Source organism: Allostigmatella hybrida, from assembly GCF_020103775.1.
GTDB lineage: Bacteria > Myxococcota > Myxococcia > Myxococcales > Myxococcaceae > Hyalangium > Hyalangium aurantiaca.
In genome coordinates, this window is record NZ_JAHXBH010000017.1 from 57,060 (window position 1) to 80,785 (window position 23,726).

The 23,726-nt window shown below is 67.8% G+C and carries 22 protein-coding genes and 1 pseudogene; 10 read left to right on the plus strand and 13 right to left on the minus strand.

The window, feature by feature from the left end; all coding sequences use genetic code 11:
• Positions 1–5: 5 nt before the first annotated feature.
• Positions 6–2,078: a beta propeller repeat protein gene (locus KY661_RS23495; protein ID WP_225412350.1), complete on the minus strand. Its 2,073-nt coding sequence runs from the start codon at positions 2,076–2,078 to the stop codon at positions 6–8.
• A gap of 243 nt (positions 2,079–2,321) precedes the next feature.
• Positions 2,322–3,044: an alpha/beta hydrolase gene (locus KY661_RS23500; protein WP_225412351.1), complete on the minus strand. Its 723-nt coding sequence runs from the start codon at positions 3,042–3,044 to the stop codon at positions 2,322–2,324.
• A 197-nt stretch (positions 3,045–3,241) separates the two neighbouring features.
• Here KY661_RS23500 and KY661_RS23505 point away from each other — a divergent pair, with 197 nt between their 5' ends.
• Together KY661_RS23505 and KY661_RS23510 are read left to right on the plus strand one after the other, a co-directional pair.
• Positions 3,242–3,877: a gamma-glutamylcyclotransferase gene (locus KY661_RS23505; protein WP_225412352.1), complete on the plus strand. Its 636-nt coding sequence runs from the start codon at positions 3,242–3,244 to the stop codon at positions 3,875–3,877.
• Positions 3,878–3,936: 59 nt separating this feature from the next.
• The gene (locus KY661_RS23510) at positions 3,937–4,299 is read left to right on the plus strand and encodes a GFA family protein (protein WP_075004822.1); all 363 of its coding nucleotides are present in this window, start codon (positions 3,937–3,939) and stop codon (positions 4,297–4,299) included.
• A gap of 64 nt (positions 4,300–4,363) precedes the next feature.
• Here the strand turns inward: KY661_RS23510 and KY661_RS23515 are convergent, their stop codons facing one another.
• Positions 4,364–5,932 carry a thiol-activated cytolysin family protein gene (locus KY661_RS23515; protein ID WP_225412353.1) on the minus strand — a complete coding sequence of 523 codons (1,569 nt, stop codon included), beginning with the start codon at positions 5,930–5,932 and terminating at the stop codon, positions 4,364–4,366.
• A 274-nt stretch (positions 5,933–6,206) separates the two neighbouring features.
• Between KY661_RS23515 and KY661_RS23520 the strand changes: the two genes are divergently transcribed.
• Positions 6,207–7,007 (plus strand): RCC1 domain-containing protein, encoded by an 801-nt coding sequence (locus KY661_RS23520; RefSeq protein ID WP_225412354.1) that lies wholly within the window; start codon positions 6,207–6,209, stop codon positions 7,005–7,007.
• A gap of 12 nt (positions 7,008–7,019) precedes the next feature.
• Positions 7,020–8,459, plus strand: a pseudogene (locus tag KY661_RS23525) (RCC1 domain-containing protein); the annotation flags it as partial.
• A 208-nt stretch (positions 8,460–8,667) separates the two neighbouring features.
• On the opposite strand, the gene KY661_RS23530 reads toward KY661_RS23525, so the two are convergent.
• Together KY661_RS23530 and KY661_RS23535 are read right to left on the minus strand one after the other, a co-directional pair.
• Complete coding sequence (locus KY661_RS23530; protein ID WP_225412356.1) at positions 8,668–9,288, minus strand: hypothetical protein; 621 nt, start codon at positions 9,286–9,288, stop codon at positions 8,668–8,670.
• Positions 9,289–9,509: 221 nt separating this feature from the next.
• Positions 9,510–10,892 carry a serine/threonine-protein kinase gene (locus KY661_RS23535; RefSeq protein WP_225412438.1) on the minus strand — a complete coding sequence of 461 codons (1,383 nt, stop codon included), beginning with the start codon at positions 10,890–10,892 and terminating at the stop codon, positions 9,510–9,512.
• A 274-nt stretch (positions 10,893–11,166) separates the two neighbouring features.
• Here KY661_RS23535 and KY661_RS23540 point away from each other — a divergent pair, with 274 nt between their 5' ends.
• Positions 11,167–11,886 (plus strand): hypothetical protein, encoded by a 720-nt coding sequence (locus tag KY661_RS23540; protein ID WP_225412357.1) that lies wholly within the window; start codon positions 11,167–11,169, stop codon positions 11,884–11,886.
• Positions 11,887–12,019: 133 nt separating this feature from the next.
• Here the strand turns inward: KY661_RS23540 and KY661_RS23545 are convergent, their stop codons facing one another.
• Genes KY661_RS23545 through KY661_RS37765 form a run of 3 tightly spaced genes read right to left on the minus strand, consistent with a single transcriptional unit; the run spans position 12,020 to position 13,452 of the window.
• Positions 12,020–12,766 carry an NADPH-dependent F420 reductase gene (locus KY661_RS23545; RefSeq protein ID WP_225412358.1) on the minus strand — a complete coding sequence of 249 codons (747 nt, stop codon included), beginning with the start codon at positions 12,764–12,766 and terminating at the stop codon, positions 12,020–12,022.
• Between the two features lie 30 nt (positions 12,767–12,796).
• Complete coding sequence (locus KY661_RS23550; RefSeq protein WP_225412359.1) at positions 12,797–13,228, minus strand: MarR family winged helix-turn-helix transcriptional regulator; 432 nt, start codon at positions 13,226–13,228, stop codon at positions 12,797–12,799.
• A 29-nt stretch (positions 13,229–13,257) separates the two neighbouring features.
• On the minus strand, positions 13,258–13,452 hold the full coding sequence (locus tag KY661_RS37765) for a cytochrome P450 (RefSeq protein ID WP_225412439.1): 195 nt from the start codon (positions 13,450–13,452) through the stop codon (positions 13,258–13,260).
• Positions 13,453–14,166: 714 nt separating this feature from the next.
• Here KY661_RS37765 and KY661_RS23560 point away from each other — a divergent pair.
• From KY661_RS23560 to KY661_RS23575, 4 genes are all read left to right on the plus strand, one after another.
• Positions 14,167–15,789, plus strand: a complete 1,623-nt coding sequence (locus KY661_RS23560; RefSeq protein ID WP_225412360.1) for a choice-of-anchor A family protein — start codon at positions 14,167–14,169, stop codon at positions 15,787–15,789.
• Between the two features lie 262 nt (positions 15,790–16,051).
• Positions 16,052–16,471, plus strand: a complete 420-nt coding sequence (locus KY661_RS23565; protein WP_225412361.1) for a hypothetical protein — start codon at positions 16,052–16,054, stop codon at positions 16,469–16,471.
• A gap of 107 nt (positions 16,472–16,578) precedes the next feature.
• A complete protein-coding gene (locus KY661_RS23570; RefSeq protein WP_225412362.1) occupies positions 16,579–17,343 on the plus strand; it encodes a 16S rRNA (uracil(1498)-N(3))-methyltransferase in 765 nt (254 codons plus the stop codon).
• A gap of 33 nt (positions 17,344–17,376) precedes the next feature.
• On the plus strand, positions 17,377–18,879 hold the full coding sequence (locus KY661_RS23575) for an aminopeptidase P family protein (RefSeq protein ID WP_225412363.1): 1,503 nt from the start codon (positions 17,377–17,379) through the stop codon (positions 18,877–18,879).
• Positions 18,880–18,888: 9 nt separating this feature from the next.
• Here the strand turns inward: KY661_RS23575 and KY661_RS23580 are convergent, their stop codons facing one another.
• Positions 18,889–19,689 carry an MOSC domain-containing protein gene (locus tag KY661_RS23580; protein ID WP_225412364.1) on the minus strand — a complete coding sequence of 267 codons (801 nt, stop codon included), beginning with the start codon at positions 19,687–19,689 and terminating at the stop codon, positions 18,889–18,891.
• 136 nt (positions 19,690–19,825) lie between these two features.
• Here KY661_RS23580 and KY661_RS23585 point away from each other — a divergent pair, with 136 nt between their 5' ends.
• Complete coding sequence (locus KY661_RS23585) at positions 19,826–21,115, plus strand: patatin-like phospholipase family protein (RefSeq protein ID WP_225412365.1); 1,290 nt, start codon at positions 19,826–19,828, stop codon at positions 21,113–21,115.
• Between the two features lie 15 nt (positions 21,116–21,130).
• Here KY661_RS23585 and KY661_RS23590 read toward each other — a convergent pair whose 3' ends face one another.
• From KY661_RS23590 to KY661_RS23605, 4 genes are all read right to left on the minus strand, one after another.
• Positions 21,131–22,432, minus strand: coding sequence for a DUF2914 domain-containing protein (locus tag KY661_RS23590; protein ID WP_225412366.1), 1,302 nt, complete (start codon positions 22,430–22,432; stop codon positions 21,131–21,133).
• 67 nt (positions 22,433–22,499) lie between these two features.
• Positions 22,500–22,823, minus strand: coding sequence for a Grx4 family monothiol glutaredoxin (grxD, locus tag KY661_RS23595; protein ID WP_225412367.1), 324 nt, complete (start codon positions 22,821–22,823; stop codon positions 22,500–22,502).
• A 15-nt stretch (positions 22,824–22,838) separates the two neighbouring features.
• Complete coding sequence (locus KY661_RS23600) at positions 22,839–23,096, minus strand: BolA family protein (RefSeq protein WP_075004809.1); 258 nt, start codon at positions 23,094–23,096, stop codon at positions 22,839–22,841.
• Positions 23,096–23,641, minus strand: coding sequence for a YqgE/AlgH family protein (locus tag KY661_RS23605; RefSeq protein ID WP_075004808.1), 546 nt, complete (start codon positions 23,639–23,641; stop codon positions 23,096–23,098). Before KY661_RS23605 ends, KY661_RS23600 begins: the two co-directional genes overlap by 1 nt.
• Between the last annotated feature and the right edge of the window lie 85 nt (positions 23,642–23,726).

A 23,726-nucleotide genomic window follows, 5' to 3' on the forward strand; every position in this document is an offset into this window, starting at 1 on the left:
GCGCTTCAGCGGTAGAGCCGCAACACGGTGCCCCCCTCGCCGGCGGCGATGAGCGTCCGGGGGCCGCCAGAGAGGGCGCGCAAGCGCTTGCGCGTGCCCGTCTCGATGCGGCGCCAGGCATGGCGTGCCGGCTCGTACTGGAGCAACAGGCCGCCATCGCCCGCGACGTACAGCGCCTCCCGTGAGTCCATGAAGAGCGTATGCAGCTCGAGCGTCTCCAGCCCCTCGGGCAACCCCACGGGCGCCCACTGCGTGCCATCCCAGCGCCAGAGGCTGTGGGCCCCCAGGGCCCAGGCGAGGTTTCGCCCCAGGCCCCGGACGGCGCGGAACTCGGGCAGCCACATCCCCCGCGTCTCCGTCCAGGCGCTCCCATCCCAGTGCGCGAGGACGGACTCGCCCACCGCCCACACATCGTCGGGCGCGCTCCCGTCAACGGCGTTCAGTCCTCCCGGGGCGGCGAGCGGGTAGCGGGTCCAGGCGGTGTGGCCATCGAGCTGCACAAGCACGCCCTCCCCCGTCGCCGTGTCGGTGCCCACCACCCACGCCAGCATGTCGCGCACGGGGAACACCCCATGAAGCTCGAACTGCTGGGGCAGGTAGAAGTGGTTCACGCCGCCCCCGAACGAGTCCCAGGAGTGGAGGTCCACCCGGCCAGCGTGGCCCGCGGCCCACAGACGCCCCGGGCCCTGCCGCGCGAGCATGTTGGCGGGCCCCAGCGTCGAGGACGCCAAGGGAGGCGGCCCCTTGCGGACACGGCTCCCGTCCGCGAAGAACCACGCGTCATCCTCCGGGGCCGACAGCGAGACGAAGTCAGAACGGATGCCCTGGTCCAGGGCGAGCCAGGTGTTCTCCCATCCGGAGCGCAGCACCTGCCCGTGAGCCCCCACCATCACCCGGCCATCCGCCGTGTGCAGCGCGCCCAGGAACCGGGGCGAAGTGCCCTGGCTCACCGTGTCCCACCGGCTGCCGGTGAACTGCGCGGCGCCCTCCTCGCCGACGACGAGGATGTCCCACGAGGAACGTCCCGAGATGTCATAGAGCGCCGAGAAGGGCAGTTGGACCGGTGACCACCCCTTGCCATCCCAGTGGAACAGCACGGCACCGCTCCGCGAGCCCGTCACCCACACATCCTTGGGCCCCGTGCCCCACACCGCGGTGAAGGTGACGTTCCGCGCGGGAGGCTCGACCGCGCGCCACCCCTGCGCATCGCGCACGCGGATGGTGGCCCCGGTCCCCACGGCCCACACCTGCTCGCCGTGGGTCCACACACCGTAGAGATCAGCGGACGTCCCCGTGTGCTGGCGCTCCCAGCGGACGCCATTCCACACGTAGGCCAGTCCCCCCTCCCCCACCGCCCAGACGTTTCCAGCGCCCGTGCCGTGGACATCGCGCAGGAAGCGCTCCGGACGCAGGGAGGTACGCCAGCGGCGCCCGTCAAAATGGAGGATCTCCGAGCCCACCGCCCAGACATCCTCGCTCGCGCTGCCCCAGATGCCGGACAGCTCCGCTTCGCTCGGCAGGACGGTCAGCCCCCGCGGACTGCCGTGGACGATGAAGCCCGCGTTGCCCACCACCCAGAAATCCTCGATGGAGCGGCCCCAGGCCCCCTTGAAGTCATGGGAGACCGGCCTGGGATTCAAGAAGCAGACGCCCTCCCGCGAGCACGCGGTGTCCACGCCATAGTCGGGGAGTCCACACGTGTTGTCCCGCCCCCCGCCGCCACACGTCATGCCCACGCCACAGGTGCCGCACTGCAACGTGCCGCCACAGCCATCCTCGACCGTGCCACACGAGGCGCCCACCGACGCACACGTGCGCGGCGTGCACGCCACGGTGCCGCAGACATGGGGCCGGTAGAGGCCACAGCGCTGGCCCTCCTCGCACCCTCCGCAGTCCAGGGTTCCACCACACCCATCGGAGAGGGTGCCGCACTGAGCGCCCTGCGCCTCACAGCTCACCAGCGTGCACGTCTCCGGGGGAGGGGCCGGAGGGGCACCTCCGGTTTCCACCGGAGGCGCAACGGGGCTGGGCGCCTCCACCTCCTGCTGCGCCCCGCATGCCACGAGCACCAGGAGCATGCAGACCCATCCTCCGCGCCATGGGCGGTTGCCCTTCCCTCCCCCTCCCATCGCCCCCACCCTCCGCCCCACCACCCCTGCCCCGCCCATGGCGCCTCCCTCGAATGCCCTCGAGAAAGGGAATGCCTCTGGAAATCAAAATGGACGAAGGGACCGAACGCCCTGCGCTCAGGCCCGCCCAAGCGTCGTGGACACGACACGCCCGGGGCCCCCGCAGCGCCCGGGCGCCAGGGCAGCAGGCAGTCAGGCGTTACCGCCTCCAGGCGACGGCGCGAGGAACCACGTCAGCGCCTCCTGGGCGATGTCCACCGGAACCGTGTGCGGCCCATCGAACTCGTGGTAGCGCACCGGGTAGCCCGCCCGCTGCACGCGCGGGACGATGCGGCGGCTGCAGGGCTCGATGGGCAGCACCGTGTCCTTCACCCCATGGGAGATGAAGAGCGACGGCTCACCGCGCTCCGCCGCGGGCACCAGGAACCCCGGCGAGAAGGCCACCACGTGGGTGAACAGGTCCCCATTGGTGAGGCCCAGGGACAGCGCGTAGGACGCCCCATCCGAGAACCCTCCGATCGCGAGGTGTGCCGGGTCCACCGCATAGCGCTCGAAGACGTACGCCAGCGCCTGCTCGATGAAGGCCACGTCCTGGCCATACCCACTCTCGACGATGATGTCCCACGTCGGGCCCCGGGACTCCGGCGCGAGCAGCAGGAGCCCTGCCTCGTCCGCGTGCCGCTGCCAGAGGGCGAGCGCGTGGGGGGCATGGCCTCCTGCCCCATGCAACAACACCCCCAAGGGCGCGGGCCGGTCCGCCCGGTAGCCTGGGGGCACATGCAGCAACCCGTCCCGCCGGCCGCCCAGGCCCAGGGGCCGCGTGCCGGACTCCGGCGCCTCCACGGAGGGACGGTGCGGACGCGCCCGCAACCGGCCCTCCTGGCGCTCTTGCGGTGGCGTCTGCGTCCTGCTCATGGTCCTGCTCCTCCGATTCTCCGCCATGGAGAAACCTGAACCTCGAGCAACACCCAGCCCCCGGGCTTTCTCCCCGCTGGCCCCGGAACACGCTCTCCTGCCGGCCGCGCAGGCAGGGGACTTCTCCCAGCGATGAGAAGGACCCTGCTGCCGCGGTCCAAAGCGCTGCGCCCGAAGAACCGAGGGCCTATATCCAGGTGCTGCCCTCTGGACTGGCAAAGGAAATCCCCCTGGACTACCGCCTCCGCACACCAGAAGAGCTCGACGCATCGCTCGGCCAGGCCCTGGCCGCCGCGCCCCAGGACACCGCCCGGAGCGGCTCCTGGCTGTTCGTCTATGGCTCCATGTTGAAGGATCCGCCCTTCTCTCCCGAGGAGCAGCGGCACGCGGTCCTCGAAGGATGGGAGCGGGTGTTCTGCCTCGCCGACCCGAAGATGCGCGGCACCCCGAAGCACCCCGGGCTCAGCCTGGGCCTGGTCCGGGGTGCTCGCTGCGTCGGGGTGGCCTACCGGCTCTCCGTCCGCACCATGCGCGAGGACCTGAAGGGCGTCTGGCAGCGGGAGATGGCGTTGCCCTTCTACGCCGCCTGCTGGCTCCAGGCGCAGACCCGGCAAGGCCCCATCCCGGTGCTGACGTTCTGCACGGATCTCCACGGCCCCCTGTACGAGCCGTCCCTGAGCGAACCGGCGATGCTCGAGCGGCTCGCCACGTGCGCGGGAGAGAACGGCTCGAACGCCGCGTATCTCGATCAGACCGTCCAGCAGCTCGCAGAGGTGGGCATTCCCGACCCGGGGCTGGCCCAGCTCGCGCTGCGCGTGCGCGCCTTGCGCTGACGCAGGGACGGAACCTGTGCCAAGGTCGCGCGCACAGCCCATCCAGGAGAACAGCACACATGGCGGAGACGAAACGGTACACCGGAGGATGTCACTGCGGCAGGTTCGAGTTCGAGGTGGACACGGACCTGAGCACCGCCATCGCCTGCAACTGCTCCATCTGCACCAAGCACGGCCTGGTGCTCACCTTCGTGGCGCCCGAGCAGTTCACCCTCAAGAAGGGCACCCAGGGCGAGCTGACGAAGTACCAGTTCAACAAGAAGGTCATCGACCACCTGTTCTGCCCCCACTGTGGGGTCGAGTCGTTCGGCACGGGCAAGATGCCGGATGGCAAGACGATGTTTGCCATCAACGTGCGCTGCCTGGAGGGCGTGGACATGACCACCCTCCGGCCCACGCCCGTGGACGGGCGCAAGTTCTAGGTTTCCCCGTCCTCACCTCCGGCCCGGGCACACCCGCCCGGACCGGAAGCGCGGCGCACGCGGCTCAGTTGGCCGCGGAAATCGCGTAGCGCAGGCTGACCTTCAGGTTCTTGTACTCCGCGACGTTGTCCTGGTAGCCCAGGGGCGACCAGTTCCGTGAGGACAGGTTGAAGCCGTGGGTCACCCGGGGATTGACCTCCTTGGTGTTCTCCCAGACCTTGGCGCGCACCACCAGGGTGTTGCCCTCCCGCTGCAGGCTGGCCACCTCGCGCGACACGTTCAGCCCGATGCTCTCCTTGTCACCGCGCTTGACGTTACGGCCAGAGGCCACCACCTCGTCCCCCACGTACACGTCGTAGTTCATCTCGCCCTTGCCGAACGTCTCGCCATTGGAGTGGATGTACAGCTCGTGCAGCGACACGCCCAGGCGGCTCGTCTTACCCACGCACGAGGGGACCGTGTACTGGCTCGTGGAGGCCACCACGAACGGCTGGTAGTTGTTCAGGTAGCGCACCGCGTAGGAGAGCGGAACGCCCGGCGAGCTCGGCGAGTAGTTGGCCCCCGCCTGGAAGTAGCTCTGCAGGGAGCTGACCTTGTCCATTCCGGAGCCGAGCACCTCCACCGCGCTGCCCGAGGGGCCGCCCAGCGCCAGCAGCGTCATCTTCGACTCCCGGAGCACCTTCAGCTGCTCGGTGCTCAGCGAGATGCTGCCGCCCACCTTGCCCTTGGTGAACACCGCGTCGAGGGTGGCGGACACCTTGGAGCTGTCCTCGGAGGACTCGAACTTGATGAGCAGCCGGCGCCCGTACGTCACCGAGCTGATGTAGCCCGCGGGGTTGCCGTTGTAGATGAACGGCCGCACCTCATCCACCGAGGTATCGGCGGTGAAGAACGCCGAGGGATCCGGCGGGGCGTTGAGGGCGACCGTGTAGTAGCCCTGGGTGAAGTCCACCAGCATGGTCGTCTTGCTCTGCGTCCACTGCTGGCCGAAGGTGGTGTTGAGGCTGTTGCCTCCGAACTGAATCGCGATGCCCGCCTTGACCGAGCCCTCGTTGAGCGAGTGCGCCTGGTGAATCGTATAGGCCACCTTCGCCGCGAAGTTGACGCTCTCCGCCGAGAGGATGCTGTGAATGGCGTCCTGGGAACTCGCGAGGCTGGGAGAGGCCAGGGTGCGGCTGTACACGTACTCGGCCGGCGTGGAGCCGTCGATGCGCGCGTTGGTCAGGGTGAGGGTTGCCGGGGCCCGGCGCCCGCCGATGGGCGCCAGCAAGCCCAGCGACAGCGGCTGGCCCTGCACGATGGCGCCCGGCCAGAGCGCGTCCGCGTTCGGATCGAACGACACCAGCTTGTCGAAGTGGTTCGTCTCCGAGACGTCCGTGTACTTGCAGACGTTGACGGCCGAGTCCAGGACCTCTTCCCCGTTCCGGGAGGACTGCTGGGACGACACCCCCGGCAGGACGAGCGGGGAGATGCCATTGAGATACGTGAAGACCGCCGGGTTCTGGACCTCCTGGCCCAGGACCGCCAGCGCGGCCGGCTCCTGCGGCGTCACCTCGCCGTCCGGCGCTCCACAGCCGTGAAGCGCCAGCAAAGACAAACCCGTCAGCGTCAACACGCTCCTTACATTGTACATGCTCATCTGGATCCAGGAGGTAAGAGGGAAAGGCGGAAGGGTTTCCGCGGGCTCAGCCTAGCATGTCCCGGAGAACCGGCCAAAGCCGCCTCCCCTCCCATCCTCTTTTCTCAAAATGTGTCAGAGGCTTGCCGTCGCGTGAAAAGCGACGCGTTTGGTCACAGGCATGCGCATGAATTGTCACTCCCGTGAGGTTCGACACAGCGCTCCTCCGGGATTTCGCGAGGCTGCAACGGCACACGTCCCTGGCATGTCCGCTGCTAACCCGAAGCGCATGACACCCACCCCCCGCTGTGCACAGAAGATGAGGCTGACGGCGCTGCTGGCCGTCTCGTTGTGGGCCCTGGGAGCAGGGGCGAGCCCCCCGGAGAAGGCGGCGCTTCCCGCACGTGCGCGGAACGTGCTCGTGACGGGCAGCACCTCCTCCATGGTCCTGGACCGGGATGGCGCTGTCTGGAGCTGGGGAACCGGCCGCGGTTCGGAACACGGAACCTGGCCCGACAAGCAAGTGCTCTCCGCCACGCCCAGGCGGATGGAAGGCCTGACAGGAGCCATCTCGCTGGCCCGCGACCCCTTTGGGGGGCACGCCCTGGCCTTGCTAGAAGACGGCACGGTGCTCTCTTGGGGCACGAACCTCAGCGGCCAGCTCGGAGATGGGACGCGCGCCCCCCGCCCTACGCGCGAAAGGGTGGTGGGATTGAGCAACGTGGTGTCCATCGCCGCGGGAGCGAACTACTCGCTGGCGGTGCGCGAGGACGGCACCCTGTGGGGTTGGGGGAGCAACTCTTACGGCACCCTGGGAGATGGGACCCGGACCCGGCGTCTCACGCCCAACCAGGTACCAGGACTGACCCAGGTGGTAGCCGCCGTGGCGAACTACACCCACTCCCTGGCGCTCCGCGAAGATGGAACGGTGTGGGCCTGGGGCAGCAACACCTATGGCCAACTGGGAAATGGGACAACGAACGAGAGTCTCGTTCCCCTGCAAGTACAGGGGTTGACGAACGTGGTGGCGGTAGCGGCCTCGCCCGGTAACTCGTACGCGCTGCGAGGAGATGGCACCGTATGGGCCTAGGGGAGCAACAGCGCCGGTCAGCTCGGCGACGGCACCCCGGCGAGCGGACGGCGGGTGCCAGGACCCATTCCCGGGCTGAGCCAGGTGGTCTCCCTGGCCGCGAGTAGCCATGTGCTGGCCCTGCGGCGGGACGGCACCGTGTGGGCCTGGGGGAGCAACCGCCGGGGGGAACTCGGCCGGGGCATGACCAGCGAGTCTGGCGCTCCGCAGCCCGTGCCAGGCCTCCACGGCGTCACCGCCATTGCCGCCGCCGATGGACACTCGTTGGCGTTGCGGCGCAACGGCACCCTGTGGGGATGGGGAGACAATGGAGACAGCACGCTGGGCACGGGCACCGGCCGCCGGAGCCTTCCTGGCCTCGCCGTGGGCCTGGGACAGGTGCGGGAGCTGACCTCGAACATGATTCACGTGCTGGCGGTGCGCGAGGATGGCACCGTCTGGACCTGGGGGAATGTGAACCGCCTTTCCCCTGGCCAGCCCTATGTCGCGGCCGCGGCGCGGATCGAGGGGCTTTCTGGTGTGGTGAGTGCCTCGGCGGGTCCGGAGCACTCCCTGGCGGTGCGCGAGGACGGCACCGTGTGGGCCTGGGGCGATAACTTCTCCGGCCAGTTGGGGAATGGAACCCTCGTGAGCAATCCCTCCCCGATGCCCGTGCAGGGCTTGACGGGCATCGTGGCGGTGGCCGCGGGCAGCACCCATTCGCTTGCGCTCCGGGCGGACGGCACGGTGTGGGGCTGGGGCAGCAACTGGGCCGGCCAGTCCAGCGGCGAGCCCAGCGAGGACAATGCGATGACGCCCACCCAGGTGCAGGGCCTCTCGGGCGTGGTGTCCATCCGCACCGGCATGGACCTGTCCGTGGCGGTTCGCGGCGATGGCAGCGTGTGGTACTGGGGGGCCTCCGAGGACTCTGTGGAGGAGCCCCAGCTTCTGCAGGTGCCGGGGCTCACGGACATCACCACCGTGGCGGTGAACCGGTTCGGCATCGCCGCCGTGCGCTCGGACGGAACGGTGTGGCAGTGGCGCGTCACGGATCGGCAGACCGGCACGCCTCCCCAGCAGGTGGCGGGCGCCACGGACGCCGTGGACACAGCCTACAGCTTCAACACGCTCCAGCTCCTGCGCTCGAATGGGACCGTGTGGAACCTGGGGGAGAACTTCAGTGGTGAGCGCGGGTTTCCTTCGGAGCAGCTCACGCCTCCGGGCCCCTCATGGGTACCAGGGCTGACCGGGGTGGTGTCCCTCTCCAGCGGCCCCTTCAGCCAGACGGTCCTCGCCCTGCGTGGGAACGGCACCGTGGCGAGCTGGGGGAGCAATGCGGCGGGATTGCTCGGCAGTGGCGTCTCGCCCCTGCACCTGGAGCCGGCGCGGGTGTTGCTGCCCTGCCGGCTGAAGGTCTCCGGTGCCGAGCATGAGGCCCCCGGCGGGCTGTGGCACTGCGCCTCGGAGCACTGAGCCCGCGGCGGGTGTCTGTCATTGACGCCCCCCCCCGGCACCCACTTCCAGCAGACGCCGTGCCAGCCACTCCCGCCAGCACGGCGTCTTTTTCTGGCCGCCAACATCTCCACGGCCGCCTTGCTACGGTGGGAGTTCGGATCGAGAACTGGTGCAGCAGCAGGCGGACCTTGTACCAGTTTCCCATAGACGGTCAGCCGTCAGGCAGTCACTTGCCGCCGGCAGCTCCATTCAGAGACGCGGTCTTCGCGCGCAGGAGCACCTTCACGGTGGGCGCCGTGGAGCTGCTGGTCGTGATAGGGCCAAACTTGATGTAGTACCAATACCCAGCCGTCATGTAGAGGGTTGTGGCCGAGGCAATCGCTGAGCACTGCGAGAGGGTGGTGGAGCAGGCGATGGTGGCGGGCTGCTGCTGCTCGAAGGAATTGACCCGATACGTGTAGCTGCCTGAAAGGCCCTTTCTATAAACGGTGTAATAGCCGCTCACGCTGGGCTTGGTGTACAGGGTTCCCTCGTACGTGAACTGCGTTCCGATGGCGCTGCGCAGGCCGAGTTTGAAGGAATAGGCGATGTCCGGATAGAAGTAGGCGGAGCTGTCAAGGCCTCCGGGCGCCAGGTTCTGGAACGGGCCGCTGGTTGCGATGGAGCAGGCGTTCGTGATCTCCGTGGTTGTTGGTGTCGTGGCAGCGGTACAGGCTCTCGGTTCGAACACGTCCGAAGCCAAGTCCACATCTGAGAGTTCAGCGAGGGACTCGGTTGCGCCGGCCGTCCTCGACAATCCACTGATACTCAACGCCATGATGGCAATCAGACATGCTCGCTTTTGCATCTCGCCTCTCCGAAAGAAGGGGGACCAACTGTCCCTCGGTTCAATTCATATGGACTGCGGGTGATGAGCATACACGCCTTGAGTGCGTGGCGCACGCAACCACGGCTGAGCCTGGAAGGCCCTGAATCTGCCAGCAGGTTGCGGCGTAACAGGTGCTGGATGCTCCGGGCCTCCAGCCGGGTGCCCGGCAATGGCACCCAATCGCCTCTGGGCAGGAGGTTTTACGGTGAGGTGTGCGGGAAATGCCACGGTTTGTCCGAGGTTCTAGGTCTCGGAGGTACAACCACTGGAAAGTAACAAGAGCCTTTCCATTCATAATAGGTTTCTCCACAGGGTGGGGAAACCTGAGAAATTTCAAACCAACAGCCTCCTCGGATGTTGACTTGATTGAGTGGACAGGGAGGACGGCTTTGGCGTGGTAGAGGCTCCTTGGGCATCTCAAGGGTCAGCCCACCTTGCTCGCGCTCGTGCGCCGCGCCAGAGAGCGGCGAATCCTCTACGGCTGCGTCCGCCACGCTCACGTTCTCTCCACCGTCCATGATGGGAGGAGATGCCCCCAACTCTTCCAAGTTCACGTATCCTGAAATCAGGATGACAAGCCCCATGGCCAAGGGCAGGAGCACCATGGGGCCAAGACAGCCTCTGCGAGGCTCGGAGACGGGGGGGGACACTTCTGGGGTCACGTGCGGCGTGCCCAGGCGCAGCGATTCATTCGCTTCTGTTCCATCGGCTGCCGCTGCTGTCTCCAATGCTGCGGCTACCTCGCTCGCAGTCCCTCGGTCCTGAGGATTCTCGGAAAGCATGCGGAGGATGAGCGATTCCAACGAGGGCGCCAGCGGCTTGAGCTGGCCTGGAGGTTTCATCACCTCCAGGGTGTCCCGTGCATCATCGCCCACCAGCGATGGGTCCGTCGCCGGGGGCGGATAAATTCCCGTGCACAGGCGGTAGGCTGTCACCCCCAGCGCGTACACGTCATCCGAGGGTGTGGCACGGTAGGAAGTGTGGGCCTCGCGGCGGTGCTCCCACTGGAAGCGCAGGGCCTGGGGGCTGCGGTAGGGCTTTGTGCCGGGAGCCAGCAACCCCTCGGTGAGCGGCGGCGCCCCGGCCCAGGTGCCACAGCCGAAGTCCATGAGAAAGATCTTCCCCTCGGGGCTCACCAGGATGTTGTCGCCTTTGACGTCGCGGTGGAGCCCCTGGCGGGCGTGGGTGGCCTCCAGTGCCCTTGCTACCTGCGCCAGGAGCCACAACGCCTGGCGGGACGTGAACGGCCGATCCTCCGCCCAGTCATACAGCCGGATGCCCTCCACCCACTGCATCACCACATAGGGGTGCGTGTCACCCTGAGGGCCCGCTTTCCAGGTGCCCTTGCCCAGCAGGCGCGGGACGCTGGGGTGCCGGATCCGGGTGAGCAGCTCCGCCTCTCGCTCGAACCGCAGGTCATTCGGGTATCGCGCCAGCTTGAGGGCCACCCATTGAGGAAGGATCTGCCGCGTCCGGCGCACCCGGCAGACCGCGCCATAGGTGCCGTACCCCGCGCGGCCTTCCACCTGCCAGGGACCCAACCGGGTCCCGTCCGGGAGCGCTTCGGGGGACAGCGTATCCAGGGGGACCTCCAAAGAAGGCAATCAACGGGCCTTCCCACATCCTACCCAGAGGGTTACCTAGCGTCAGCCCTCCTCCTTCAGGCTTGAGCGCTACAAGGACATCGAGACGCTCAACGCCTACGAGGTGCTGCGCGACGAGCACGGCTGGGACGCGGCGCGCATCCCCCGAACTACCACGAGATCGAATTCGCTCCCGTGAGCACCTTTCGAGAGAGCGGAGGGGCCAGTATTATCCGCGGCCATGAACGGACCCTTGCCTGCTTGGATGTGCCGGTTGTTCGCCCTTTGCGTGATGGTCCTGGGCGCCACCGCTCCCCAGGTGGCCCAAGCGCAGGATGACTTCCAGCGGTCTCTCCTGGCCGCAGAGCAGCTTTACAAAAGTGGGGAGAAGGAGCGGGCCTTGGCCCAGCTCCAACGGGTCCGGGAGCTGGCCCGGGGCCTCGCCCAGGACGTGGCCGTGGCCCTCCGGGAAGGCATCGTCCTGGCGGACCTGGGCCAGTGGGCCAAGGCACAGACGGCCTTCCGGGAGGGCTTGTTGCTGGATCCGGAGGCCAGGCTCCCCCTTCGGGTCTCGCCCAAGCTGGAGCGGGATTTCGAGGAGGTGCGGACGCAGGTCCGCAAGGAACTGGGCTCGGGTGAGCGTGCCTCCCTTCCCCGGGTGAAGACCCAGGAGTCTCCGCCGGCGCCTTTGGTTCAAACGGACCGGCCCGAGCAGCCTCAACTGAAGGCGCCGGCGGGCCAGGCGGCTCCCGCCTATGCGCCGTCGGCAGCAGCCGTGACGCCCGCTCGTCCTTCCGTGGTGCCGCCCATGGTGCTCAAGGGCGCGGAGGTGCTGGCGGTCGGGCTGAGCGAGTTCGTGTTTCAGAGCCCGGCGTGCCCCGCCGGGAGCGCCGCCGTCGACGAGAGCGCCAGCAAAAGAGGCACTGTGGATTGTCAAATCGAGCGCGCGATGGAGCCCGGGGGCTCGATGACGCCACGCGCCGCAGGGAAATGAATGCGCCGGGAGGAGGCCGCCCGGCGGTGTTGCGCTCAACTGCCTCGTGTGCGCGGGCGTGGGGCTGACCATGGCCCCCGCCGGAGCATCGGCAAAGACTGCACCGCCGAGCGGCGGCTTCGATTGCCGCCGCTCACATGTACAACGCACGGCTCAGGCGAACGCCGTATTCCGCATCTGGGTTCGTTGTGCCATCTCCAACCCTTTCCATGACAGCCGCAACAGCCAGGTCGCGCCGCTTCGGCAATCGCGCCCGCTCTGCCGCAGCAAGGGCGGCCGCCATCTCCTCACGGGTGAGGTCCGTGCAGTAGCACGGAGCACCAGGCTGTTGCCGCCACGACTCCGAAAGCGTCCCTGCGTCGAAGGCGTCGAACCCGGTGGCCTCGACGAGTGCCATTCCCACCTTGCGTTCTGTTTCGCTATTGGCCGCAACGGGAATCGCAATGCGGTCCGGGCTCCCCGCGGGCTTGCCCTTCTTCGCCAAAGAGTCGGAACCGATCGCGTTCCATGCCTTGACGATGGGACGGCCCAACAGTCCGGACACCCACAGGCTCTCGACTTGACCGGCTTCGATCGCGTCGATCCTGCCGTCCCTCCCCGGATAGTAGTTCGACGTGTCGATGACGACCGTCTCGGCGGGTACGCTGGCGATGAGCGGCGCGATCCCGGGAAGACGGTTGAGGGGAATCGAAAGGATCAGGGCGTCAACGTCCGCCACGGCTTCCGCCGCCGTGACCGCGCGTCCGCCGAAGGCCAGCACGTCGGCCTCGATCGTGTCCGGGCCTCGGGAGTTGGCGACCTTCACGTCATGTCCGGCCGCACTCAGCTTTCGGACCAGGGTCTTCCCAATGTGGCCGGTTCCTAAAATGCCAATCTTCATGATTGAATCTCCTTGTAGTTCTTGAAGGCTTCATTCGCCCGCCGGGTGGGCGAGCGCTTCGAGCGTGCGACGGAGGTCGTCCAGGCCCTCGTCGGTGAGCTGGCATGCCGACTTGATCTTGTCCGTGATGCCCCGGATCTCGGCTGCGAGGGTGCGGCTCCGGGGTGTCAGGTCGACCAGCACGCGGCGTTCGTCGGTGCGGTCGCGGGTGCGCGCCACGAAGCCGGCTCCCTCAAGCCGCTTGACCAGCGGCGTGATCGTGCCCGTGTCCATGCCGAGACGGGTGCCAAGCGAGCCAACGGACAGGGGGGCGCCATCCAGCAGCGCGAGGATCACGAGATACTGGGGGAAGGTCAGGCCCAGCGGCTCAAGAAATGGCTTGTGCAGGCGCGCCATACGGTTCGCCGCGCCATAAAGCGCGAAGGAAAGGTGTGTGCCGACGGTTTGCCGTTTCGAAGCCATTGGTCTCTAGCGTTCTACAATCTAGTGCACTAGATAATTTCGAGAGGGTGGCCTGTCAAGCCGCCAACGAGGCCCCATGCAGAGGCGTGCTCCCCCCCAAAGGGAAGGCATGCGAACTTCGGGAGCCCCTCGAGCGAGCCGCCGAGCCAGCGCTCCGGGCGAAAAGCATCAGGGTCCGCGAACCACCTCGGGTCCCGGTGAGGACCCCAGGGGCTCCTCGGCAGGCCGCCGTTTCGATCGGGCCGTTAGTGGATGAGCTGATTCAAGTCCTGCCGGAGGGTGACGATTGGCTTGGTTGACCCTCGTTCTGACAGGTGCGCCAGATAAGAGCTGTGACGAGGTTCACCCGCTGGATGTGACAACGTTCACAGCAGTTCCTCATCGCCCACCAGCCCAAGAGCGCTACCCATCTCGCCCAAACCGCTCTTCTGGCGGAGGCGTTACAGGGTGCTACACATTGCGACGGGGGAAGACGAAGCTGACAGTCTAGAACACCATGCGCTCCCGGCAGGCTCTGGGCTCATTCATTCATTAGCGAGAAATCCTGATTTCGGCTCGGCAGAAAGTGCAAGATTCTGTGCATAGCAATTCAGAGCCCCGCCTCCTTTAGCAGGGTCCTGGATCGCCATCTCGAATTGACCCCAGCAGGGATTTCACGCGTGAAGGGCACCTCTGTCTGATGAGGGCGCCCTCGGGAATGGCGTGATCCGCACTGCTCGCCCCCCCCTGCCCGGGAGAAGCTCTTGGCAAACAAGCCAAACAAATACGTTGACCCCAGCCTCAAAGACAGTCAAACGGGCTCGCGCCGCTCCTCCCCATCGCAACGAGCCTTTTGCACCCTTCACTTGCACGAAGGCATCTCGAAACAAGGGAATAGAGAAAAATCAAATATGAGCAGGAATGACAAGAAGCTCTGGAATGCAGGAATTGGTCTGAGGGTGTTGTCCCTGATCATGCTGGCGGCCTGCGGAGACGTGGCGCAAAACGCCTCTCCGGCTCAGGCCGATCGCCATTCCCCAGTGAAGACGGCGGAAACCTGCATCGAGGTGAACCTGGGAGAGTACAACCTGTTCCTGCTGGAGGACTATTACGGGGGCCACGACGTGATGGGCAAGGTGGCGGCCGGAGGAGACATCCGCCTGACGGACTTCGCGGTGGGGGCGGGGCTGACCAGCAACTTCACCAACACGCTGGTGGCGGGCGGAGACCTTGCGCTGTCGCGGGGCGGCGTGTGGGGAGACGCGTGGTACGGGGGCAGCTACAGCGTGGACCAGACGGTGGTGTTCCCCAGAGGCGTGGCGGCGAAGGGAGCACCAATCAACTTCGTCGAGCAGGGAGCGAAGCTGAAGCAGCTCTCCTCGCAGCTGGGTGGCCTGGCGGTGAATGGCACCACGAAGCGAGAGAACTGGGGAGGGCTGTACCTGAAGGGGACGGACCCCACGACGAACGTCTTCGAGGTGAGTGCCAGCGCGTTCACGGGGGCCAAGCTGCTGTCCATCGAGGCACCAGCCAACTCGCTGGCGGTGGTGAACATCCGGGGAAGCTCCGCCACGTTCACGGGCTTTGGCCACGCCTTCAGCGGAGGAATTGACCAGCAGGGCGTGCTCTTCAACTTCGTGGATGCGACCCACATCGAGGCGCATGGGTATGGCTTCTGGGGCACCGTGCTGGCGCCCTTCGCCGACTTCGAGTTCAACGATGGGAGCTGGGATGGCGGCATCTACGCCAAGTCCCTGACGGGCAATGCCGAGGGTCACATCAACCCTCTGAAAACCCATACCATCTGCCCGGGGGAATGCATCGAACAGGTGGGCGTGCGCCTGGGAGAGTACAACCTGTTCCTGCTGGAGGACTACCACGGGGGCCACGACGTGATGGGCAAGGTGGCGGCCGGAGGAGACATCCGCCTGACGGACTTCGCGGTGGGGGCGGGGCTGACCAGCAACTTCACCAACACGCTGGTGGCGGGCGGAGACCTTGCGCTGTCGCGGGGCGGCGTGTGGGGAGACGCGTGGTACGGGGGCAGCTACAGCGTGGACCAGACGGTGGTGTTCCCCAGAGGCGTGGCGGCGAAGGGAGCACCAATCAACTTCGTCGAGCAGGGAGCGAAGCTGAAGCAGCTCTCCTCGCAGCTGGGTGGCCTGGCGGTGAATGGCACCACGAAGCGAGAGAACTGGGGAGGGCTGTACCTGAAGGGGACGGACCCCACGACGAACGTCTTCGAGGTGAGTGCCAGCGCGTTCACGGGGGCCAAGCTGCTGTCCATCGAGGCACCAGCCAACTCGCTGGCGGTGGTGAACATCCGGGGAAGCTCCGCCACGTTCACGGGCTTTGGCCACGCCTTCAGCGGAGGAATTGACCAGCAGGGCGTGCTCTTCAACTTCGTGGATGCGACCCACATCGAGGCGCATGGGTATGGCTTCTGGGGCACCGTGCTGGCGCCCTTCGCCGACTTCGAGTTCAACGATGGGAGCTGGGATGGCGGCATCTACGCCAAGTCCCTGACGGGCAATGCCGAGGGCCACATCAACCCTCTGAAAGACCACGACATCTGCCTGTAGCCGCACGCCCGCCAAGGGGGGCCCCTGTCCTGAAGAGTGCCAGGGGCTCTCTTCATGAGCTCTCTCAGGCGGTGACCGCGAGGATGTCGCAGCGCATGCCCTTCTGAGCAGAACGGGAGACCCCGTCCGTAATCCTCCCCAGCCTCTCTGAGCTTATCCTGCTTAAGCTTAAAAACTGACTTTCCAAGTTTAACTAACTTCAGCAGGATGGCTCCACGCGGGGCCCCTCGGCCCCGCCCTGTCCCCACACCGGAGCCCCTCCATGAACGCTTTCCGTCCCCTCGCCGCCGCCGCGCTGCTCGTGTCCGCCCCCGCCCTGGCAGCGCACAGCATTTGGTCAACCCATGGCCTGTACATTGGTGACAACGGCGCGTCCTCTCCGGCCACCGGCGTCAACATGACGATCAGCTGGAACGAGAGCACGATGTCCGCGTTCGCGAGCTTCCACGGCATCGCGAACGGCAACAGCTACGACTTCGAGCTGGTCGGCTCGGTGACGTCCGTCACCGCCTCGAACATTACCGGGCTGTGGAACATCAAGCGCAACGGCGCACTCATCTGCGCCGGCTGCACCGGCAGCGCCTATGGGTTGAACGCGCCGTTGGGCACCGGCATCAAGTTCTACGACAGCACGTACGCGTTTCACTTCAGCGCCATTGTGGACGCGCGCCAGGACCTCTGACGCCCGGCATCTCTCCTGTGAGCCCCTGGGCCCCGGGGGCATTGAATCCGCTGGATGCGTGCTCTTCTGTTGCAGCCAGGCTCCCTTTCCAGGCAAGGGGCTCCTGCGTGAATCTGCTTCTGCTCTTCGACGAGGACTTCCTTCCCGATGGGACCGCACACCTGACGGGGCGCCGGGCCCAGCACGCCCGGGAGGTGCTCCGGGCCGAGCCGGGTGAAGTCCTCCGGGTGGGCCGCGTCGGTGGCCTCGTGGGCACTGGCGAGGTGCTGGAGAACAGCGCGGGGCTGCTGCGCCTGAGCGTGCAGCTCACCGAGCCTCCCCCACCCCGGGCCGGGGTGGATCTGCTGCTGGCCATCCCCCGCCCCAAGGCCCTCAAGAAGGTGTTGCCCGCGGTGGCCTCGCTAGGAGTGGACCGGGTGGTGCTCGTCAACGCTGCCCGGGTGGAGAAAAGCTACTTCGACTCCAAGGTCCTCGCCCCGGACTTCATCCAGGAGCTGCTCCTCCAGGGCCTCGAGCAGGCCCGGGACACCCGCCTGCCCGAGGTGCTCGTGCGCGAGCGGTTCCGCCCGTTCGTGGAGGACGAGCTGGAGGCGTTGCTGGGCCCTCAGGCGTTGCGCCTGCTCCCCCACCCTCCGGCGCACCAGCCGCTCACCGCCACCCGTGTGGGCACCGCCCCCCGGGTGCTCCTGGCCATCGGGCCCGATGGGGGGTGGGTCCCCTTCGAGGCCGCGCTCCTGGAGGCCCACGGCTTCCAGCCCTTCACGCTGGGCCCCCGCATCCTCCGGGTGGAGACGGCGGTCCCCGTCCTGCTGGGGCAGGTGGCCCTTCTGCGAGACAACATCCCACCCCCGGAAGGGCCGCAGCGGACTTGAAGCCGCTCGGTGGGTTGTTCAAGAGTTGCCACCATGACGACCTCATCCGAAGCCGCCCAAGCTGCTGCCACGGAAGCCACGTCCGCTCAGCCCGTCACCTCCGAGCCCCAGGCGAAGCCCGCCGGTCACGACACCGTGCCGCCCCCCGCCCTGCTCGACTTCATGATGAAGCGCTGGAAGCCCAGCAACCGGAAGCTTCCTCCCAAGATTAAGTACGCGGATGCCTTCCTGGCGCGGCGCCGGGCCCTCTCCAAGCTCTTCCCCGGGGAGACGCTCGTCATCCCCACCGGCCACGAGAAGGTGCGCGCCAACGACACGCACTACCGCTTCCGCCCCGGCACGGACTTCTATTACCTCACCGGCAACACCGAGCCGGACTGCGTGCTCGTCCTCCAGCCCAAGGAGGGTGGCGGCCACACGGACATCCTCTTCACCGAACCGAACCCCGGCCGCAGCGACGCCACCTTCTTCACCGACCGGATGAAGGGCGAGCTGTGGGTAGGCCCCCGCCTGGGCGTGAAGGAGAGCCAGGCCCGCTTCGGCGTCCACGAGGCGCGCGGCCTGCCCGAGCTGCAGGGGTTCCTCGCCAACCTCCACGGCGAGGTCTCCCGCCCCACCCGCGTGCTGCGCGGCTTCTCGGACAAGGTGGACAGCGTGCTGCCCGCCCAGGCCGAGCGGGACAAGGCGCTCGCCACGGCGCTCTCGGAGCTGCGGCTGCTCAAGGACGCCCAGGAGCTCCGCGAGCTCCAGGCCGCCATCGACTCCACCCAGCGGGGCTTCGAGGACGTCATCCGCGGGCTCAAGTCCGCCCGGAGCGAGCGCGAGGTGGAGGGCATCTTCAACCTGCGCGCCCGCGTGGAGGGCAATGACGTGGGCTACAACACCATCGCCGCCAGCGGCGCCCATGCCTGCGTCCTGCACTGGATGCGCAATGACGGCCCGGTGAAGAAGGGCGACCTGCTGCTCCTGGACGCGGGCGTGGAGGGCAACAGCCTCTACACGGCCGACATCACCCGCACGCTGCCCGTCTCCGGCAAGTTCTCCAAGGAGCAGCGGCAGATCTACGAGCTGGTGCTGGAAGCCCAGTTCCAGGCCTTCAAGGCCGTGAAGCCCGGCAACGACTTCATGGAGCCCAACCGCGTGGCCATGCGCGTGCTCGCCCACGGCCTGGAGCGGCTCGGCATTCTCCCGGACGCCGAGGAGGCCCTGAAGGACCAGCACCAGTTCTACAAGCGCTACTCGCTGCACAACGTCAGCCACATGCTCGGCCTGGACGTGCACGACTGCGCCCAGGCGCGGCAGGAGGTCTACAAGTACGGCAAGCTCCAGGCGGGCATGGTGCTCACCGTGGAGCCGGGCCTGTACTTCCAGACGGATGACCTCACCGTCCCCCAGCGCTACCGCGGCATCGGCGTGCGCATCGAGGACGACGTGGTGGTGACGTCCCGGGGCTGCAAGGTGCTCTCCGACGGCATCCCCCGCTCCGCGAAGGACGTGGAGGCCTGGATCAAACGCATCTGGGCGAAGAAGAAGTAGCCGCCCGGGCTATTCGAGCACTTCCACCGCGTCGCCCACGTGCAGCTTCCCGGGGCGGCGCACCACCACGTTCTGGCCGAACATCACCTTGTTCTGCTGCCGCCGGAACGCGGTGAGCGTGCGCAGCGGCTCCCCCTCCGGGTCCCGCTCCTGCGTGAGGGGATCGAAGGTCGTCAGCACGCACCGCGCGCAGGGGCTCACCACCTCCAGTTCCACGCTTCCGATGCGCAGCCGCTTCCAGGTGTCCTCCGCGAAGGGCTCGCAGCCCTCCACCACCAGGTTGGGACGGAAGTGCAGCAGGGAGACGGGACGGGCCAGGCGCTGGTTCAGCGCCGCCAGCGAGGCGCGCGACAGCAACAGCAGCGGAAACCCATCCGCGAAGCCCACCTTGTCCCCCGGCGCCGAGTACTGCGGGTCCACGGGCCGCTCCATCCGCTCATCCACGTAGACGAGGCACACGGGCCGCCCCAGGAACGCGGAGAGCCACGCGTCCGCGGCCTCCCCGGCCCGCGCCGCCGAGCAGGTGTCGTCCCAGATGGAGATCTCCAGGCGCGGCGCGTCCCGGGGCGGCACCGGCACCTCCAGGCCGGGCAGGCCCGGGGCGGACAGGCGCAGGCCGGTGGTGCTGGGAACAGCCTGGATGCGCAGCAGCGCCGGGTCCCTTCGCCCCGTGATGAAGGTGCCATCCGGTTCGGCCACCATCCACCGGCGGTCGTGCTCCACGCCCAGGGGCTCCACCTGGGCCTGGGTCAGGGGCAGCGCCGCGGCGGACTTGAGGGGATAGAGGAAGAGCTCGGTGACGGTCAGCATGAGTTCCGGGTCTAGCGCACTTGGCTGCCCACCGTACAGACGGCGCCGTGCGTCACGGGGTGGTGGCCCGCGGACCCGGGCAGGCAGGCGGGCCGCACTAACCGTCCCCGCGCCATCCGCCCTAGACTCCTGCCCTGTGACGAGCCGGCTGAAGACGGGTTTGGTACTGGGCGGTGGTGCCGCGCGAGGCGCCTACGAAGCAGGAGTCCTCTCCTACCTCCGGGAGGAATTCGAACCCGGCTTCGGGCGGGAGCTGAAGCTGAACATCATCGTGGGCACGTCCGTGGGGGCCATTCACGCCTGCTACCTGGCCGCGACGAACCACCAGCCCCTGGAGCAGGCCCGGGGGCTCATCGCCCACTGGACGGCGATGAAGGTGGAGGAGGTGCTCCGCTGCGGCTACGGGGACATCGTCCGGCTGCTGCGCGAGACGCTCGGCAAGCCCGCCCTCCCGGGCGACATCCAGCACGGCGGGTTGGTGGACCCCCGGGGGCTCCGGGCCCTGGTGGGCCGTGGCGTTCCCTGGCGCAACATCAGCGGGAACCTGCGCTCCGGCCACCTGGATGCCCTGGCGGTGAGCGCCACGCACATCGGCACCGGGGGCGCCGTGGTGTTCCTCCAGCGCCGTGGCGGCGGCGCCCCCACCTGGAGCGATGACCCCAACTACCGGGCCGTGGCCACGCGCATCGGCCCGAACCACGCGCTGGCGTCCGCCGCGCTGCCCATCGTCTTCCCGGTGGTGCGCGTCCGCGGCCAGCTCCACATGGATGGGGGGCTGCGGCTCAACGTCCCGCTCAGCCCCGCGCTCCGGCTGGGCGCGCAGCGCGTGCTCATCATCTCGCTGCGGCCCAACCCCACCCAGGTACAGGTGCAGGGCGAGCCCCCCGGCCCCACCGTCCAGGAGCGCGAGCAGGCCTCCGTCACCGCGCCCTTCCTCATCGGCCAGATGCTGAACATGCTGATGACGGACCGCATCGACCAGGACCTGGGACGCCTGCGGCGGCTCAATGCCATCCTCGAGGCGGGCACCAAGAAGTACGGGCCGGGCTTCGCGCAAACCCTCAGCGCCGCGGTCCACCCCCACCGCGGCCAGCCCGTGCGCGCCGTCCGGGAGATGCTGGTGCGCCCCTCGAAGGACCTGGGCACCCTGGCGGCCGAGTACGTCCGGACGCCGGGCTTCCGCAAGCGCAGCCAGGGGCTCGCCCACCGCACCATCCTGAAGCTCGTGGAGCGCGAGGCCCCGCGCGACGCAGACCTCGCCTCGTACCTGCTGTTCGATGGGGGCTTCGCGGACATCCTCATCGACCTGGGGCGGCAGGATGCCCGGGCCCTGCGCCCTGAGTGGGAGCGCTTCTGGTCCGAGGAGCCCCAGAGCCTCGCGGAGGCCGCGACGCTGACCCCCTCCGAGGAGGCCAGCGCGGCCTGAGCCGGGGCCCACCAGCTACTTCGTGCGCGAGCCGTGCTTGTGCACGAACACCTCGAACTGGCGCGGCTCGGTGCCCTCGTCCTTCTCCACGCTGAAGGACAGGCGGTTGATCTCGTGCCCATCCTCCGTCTCCAGCACGGCGATCCAGTCGCCCGGAGCGGGGTTCGTCAGGTTGGCATAGGTGCGGAAGCCCGCCTCGGCCCCCGTGCCCCGCGCATTGAGCGCCTTGCGGAAGAACGAGCGCCAGCCCTTCTTCGGATCATCGAAGTACCACTGCACGTAGACCGAGTAGTCGTGGAAGCCCGCGGGCGCGAAGACGCTGACGAAGTAGTTCACCTTGTCGCCCTCGCGCACCTGGAAGGACTGGTCGCCCTTCTGCCAGAACTTCCACCAGGGCCGCTGGTGCGAGAGGTGGAACTCGACGCCCTCCGGGCCGTTGACGCGCTTCACCTCGTGGTAGATGCCGCTGTAGGTCACCGACAGGGGCACCGGCGGCAGCACCCGGAGCAGGTAGAGCCCCAGGAGCAGAACCTGCATGCCGAAGCCGGGCAGCGCCACCTGGCGCAGCAGCGCCTTGGCCTCCAGGACGGTCCAGCGGCGCAGCATCCCCATCAGCCCGTAAATCACCCCGCCCGCGAGCACCAGCGCGAGCAGGAAGATCCACACGTTCAACCGGCCCGTGAGCACCGGCAGCGTGTAGGCCAGGTACATGCTGACGCACAGGCTGAAGAGCGTCATGCGCACCACGGGCCCCAGCTTGCGGAAGCGCGGCAGCTCGTTGGCCACCAGCAGGCCGAACATCACCACCAGGAACGAGAGCGCCACGAGCCCCGAGGCGCTCTTGAAGAAGAAGAGCGTGAAGGAGCTGAGCAGGCTTCCGTAGAAGAAGTGGATGGCGTCCTCGCGCCAGCGCCACACCTTCGCCAGCGCCTTCGGCGGCTCCACCCCTTCGGGGTACCGCTGCTCCAGCACCAGCAGCGAGGCCAGCACCCCCAGGTACACGAACTGCTGCACCATGGCGAGCGTGTCGTCGATGCGGCCCAGCGTGAAGACGTCGTAGGCGAACCCGACGAAGAAGAAGGCCGCCATCTCCCACTTCTCGTTCCGGGCGCGGAAGGACTGCACGCGATCCAGCAACGTCGGCGTCTTCGCCGTGGGAATGGCATCCTCCGCGTCCCCCAGGGGCACGGTGGGCGCGGGAGGAACCAGCGCCGGGGCCGTGCTCAGCACGTTGGGGGCGGGAGAAGCAGCGGAGACGGGCGACGCCTCAGGGGCGCCGGCCGTCTCATCCGAAGGGGGCGGTGTCGCGGTGGCCAAAGCGGCGCTCATTCTAGGAAGGAATGAGCCGCCGCCGCTACCGGGGGGCACCGGTAAGACTTACCGCTCAGCCCCCGTTCGGGGTGCCGGCGACGAGCCCCGGCAGCTCTCCGCGCTCGGCCAGCTCCATCAGGATGTCCGAGCCGCCGACGAACTCCCCGTTGATGTAGACCTGGGGAATGGTGGGCCAGTTCGAGTAGTCCTTGATGCCCTGGCGGATGGCGGGGTCGGCCAGCACGTCCACCGTGTGCACCGGGCCCAGCGGCTGGAGCAGCTGCAGCGCGCGCGCGGAGAAGCCGCACTGGGGGAACAGGGCGTTGCCCTTCATGAACAGGACGATCTTGTGGGAGCGGATGTGCTCCTCGAGCTGGGCCTTGAGTTCTGGAGTCATCGGGTCGGTCTTTCCTCAGCGAGGCCCGAGCTTCTGCCATTGCTCGGGCGAATACGTTTTTAGCGCCAGCGCGTGCAGTTCGCCCGTCGCCAGCCAGGGCTGGAGCGGCGCATAGACGAGCTTGTGCTGCTGCACCATGGTTTTTCCCGTGAACGCCGGGCTCACCACCTGCGCCTCGAAATGGTCCCCGGTGCCCGTCGTGTCACGGACCACCACCTCGGCGCCCGGCAGGGCCTCGAGGATGCGTGCCCGGATGGTCTCTTCGTTCAACATCAGTTCAAACCCTTTCCCACCATCAGCATGGCGGGGTCCACCCCCATGCCCCGCAGCGTGTCTCCCCAGAGCCGGGACGCATCCCCTTCCAGGACGGCGTCCACGGCCGCCTCCGCGAACAGCCACGAGCCCGTCGCCATCTCCCGCTCCAGCTGCCCCGGGCCCCAGCCCGCATACCCCAGGCAGAAGCGCAACCGGGGGCGCGGGTTCTCCAGGAGCAGGCTCAGCGCGTCCAGCGTGACGCTCAGGAACAGCCCCGGCAGGATGACGTGCTTTTCCGGCACCGACTCCTCGTCATGGAGCAGGAAGCCCCGGTGGGCCTCCACCGGCCCCCCGACGAAGACGGGCTGCTGGGTGCGCTCGCTGGCAACCTTCATGGACTGCCCCCGGGCCAGCTCACCGAGCGTCAGCGGCGCGCCCCGGTTGATGACCAGCCCCATGGAGCCCCCGTCCCCGTGCTCGAGCATCAGGACGACCGAGCGATGGAAGTTGGAATCCCCCAACTGGGGCATCGCCATCAGGAGGCCGGGAGCGAGCGTCTTCACACGGGAAGCATCGGCCGTTCGGGCAGGGCGCGCAACCGCATACCGCCCTGCCCTCCGGCGCCCCCTCCCTGGATGGAGGGAAACC

Coding starts and splice junctions, on each gene's coding strand:
- KY661_RS23495 (WP_225412350.1), bottom strand. CDS start 2,078: ATGCTCCTGGTGCTCGTGGCATGCGGGGCGCAGCAGGAGGTGGAGGCG.
- KY661_RS23575 (WP_225412363.1), top strand. CDS start 17,377: ATGACGACCTCATCCGAAGCCGCCCAAGCTGCTGCCACGGAAGCCACG.
- KY661_RS23500 (WP_225412351.1), bottom strand. CDS start 3,044: ATGAGCAGGACGCAGACGCCACCGCAAGAGCGCCAGGAGGGCCGGTTG.
- KY661_RS23565 (WP_225412361.1), top strand. CDS start 16,052: ATGAACGCTTTCCGTCCCCTCGCCGCCGCCGCGCTGCTCGTGTCCGCC.
- KY661_RS23510 (WP_075004822.1), top strand. CDS start 3,937: ATGGCGGAGACGAAACGGTACACCGGAGGATGTCACTGCGGCAGGTTC.
- KY661_RS23580 (WP_225412364.1), bottom strand. CDS start 19,689: ATGCTGACCGTCACCGAGCTCTTCCTCTATCCCCTCAAGTCCGCCGCG.
- KY661_RS23520 (WP_225412354.1), top strand. CDS start 6,207: ATGACACCCACCCCCCGCTGTGCACAGAAGATGAGGCTGACGGCGCTG.
- KY661_RS23530 (WP_225412356.1), bottom strand. CDS start 9,288: ATGCAAAAGCGAGCATGTCTGATTGCCATCATGGCGTTGAGTATCAGT.
- KY661_RS23550 (WP_225412359.1), bottom strand. CDS start 13,228: ATGGCTTCGAAACGGCAAACCGTCGGCACACACCTTTCCTTCGCGCTT.
- KY661_RS23515 (WP_225412353.1), bottom strand. CDS start 5,932: ATGTACAATGTAAGGAGCGTGTTGACGCTGACGGGTTTGTCTTTGCTG.
- grxD (WP_225412367.1), bottom strand. CDS start 22,823: ATGACTCCAGAACTCAAGGCCCAGCTCGAGGAGCACATCCGCTCCCAC.
- KY661_RS23545 (WP_225412358.1), bottom strand. CDS start 12,766: ATGAAGATTGGCATTTTAGGAACCGGCCACATTGGGAAGACCCTGGTC.
- KY661_RS23600 (WP_075004809.1), bottom strand. CDS start 23,096: ATGTTGAACGAAGAGACCATCCGGGCACGCATCCTCGAGGCCCTGCCG.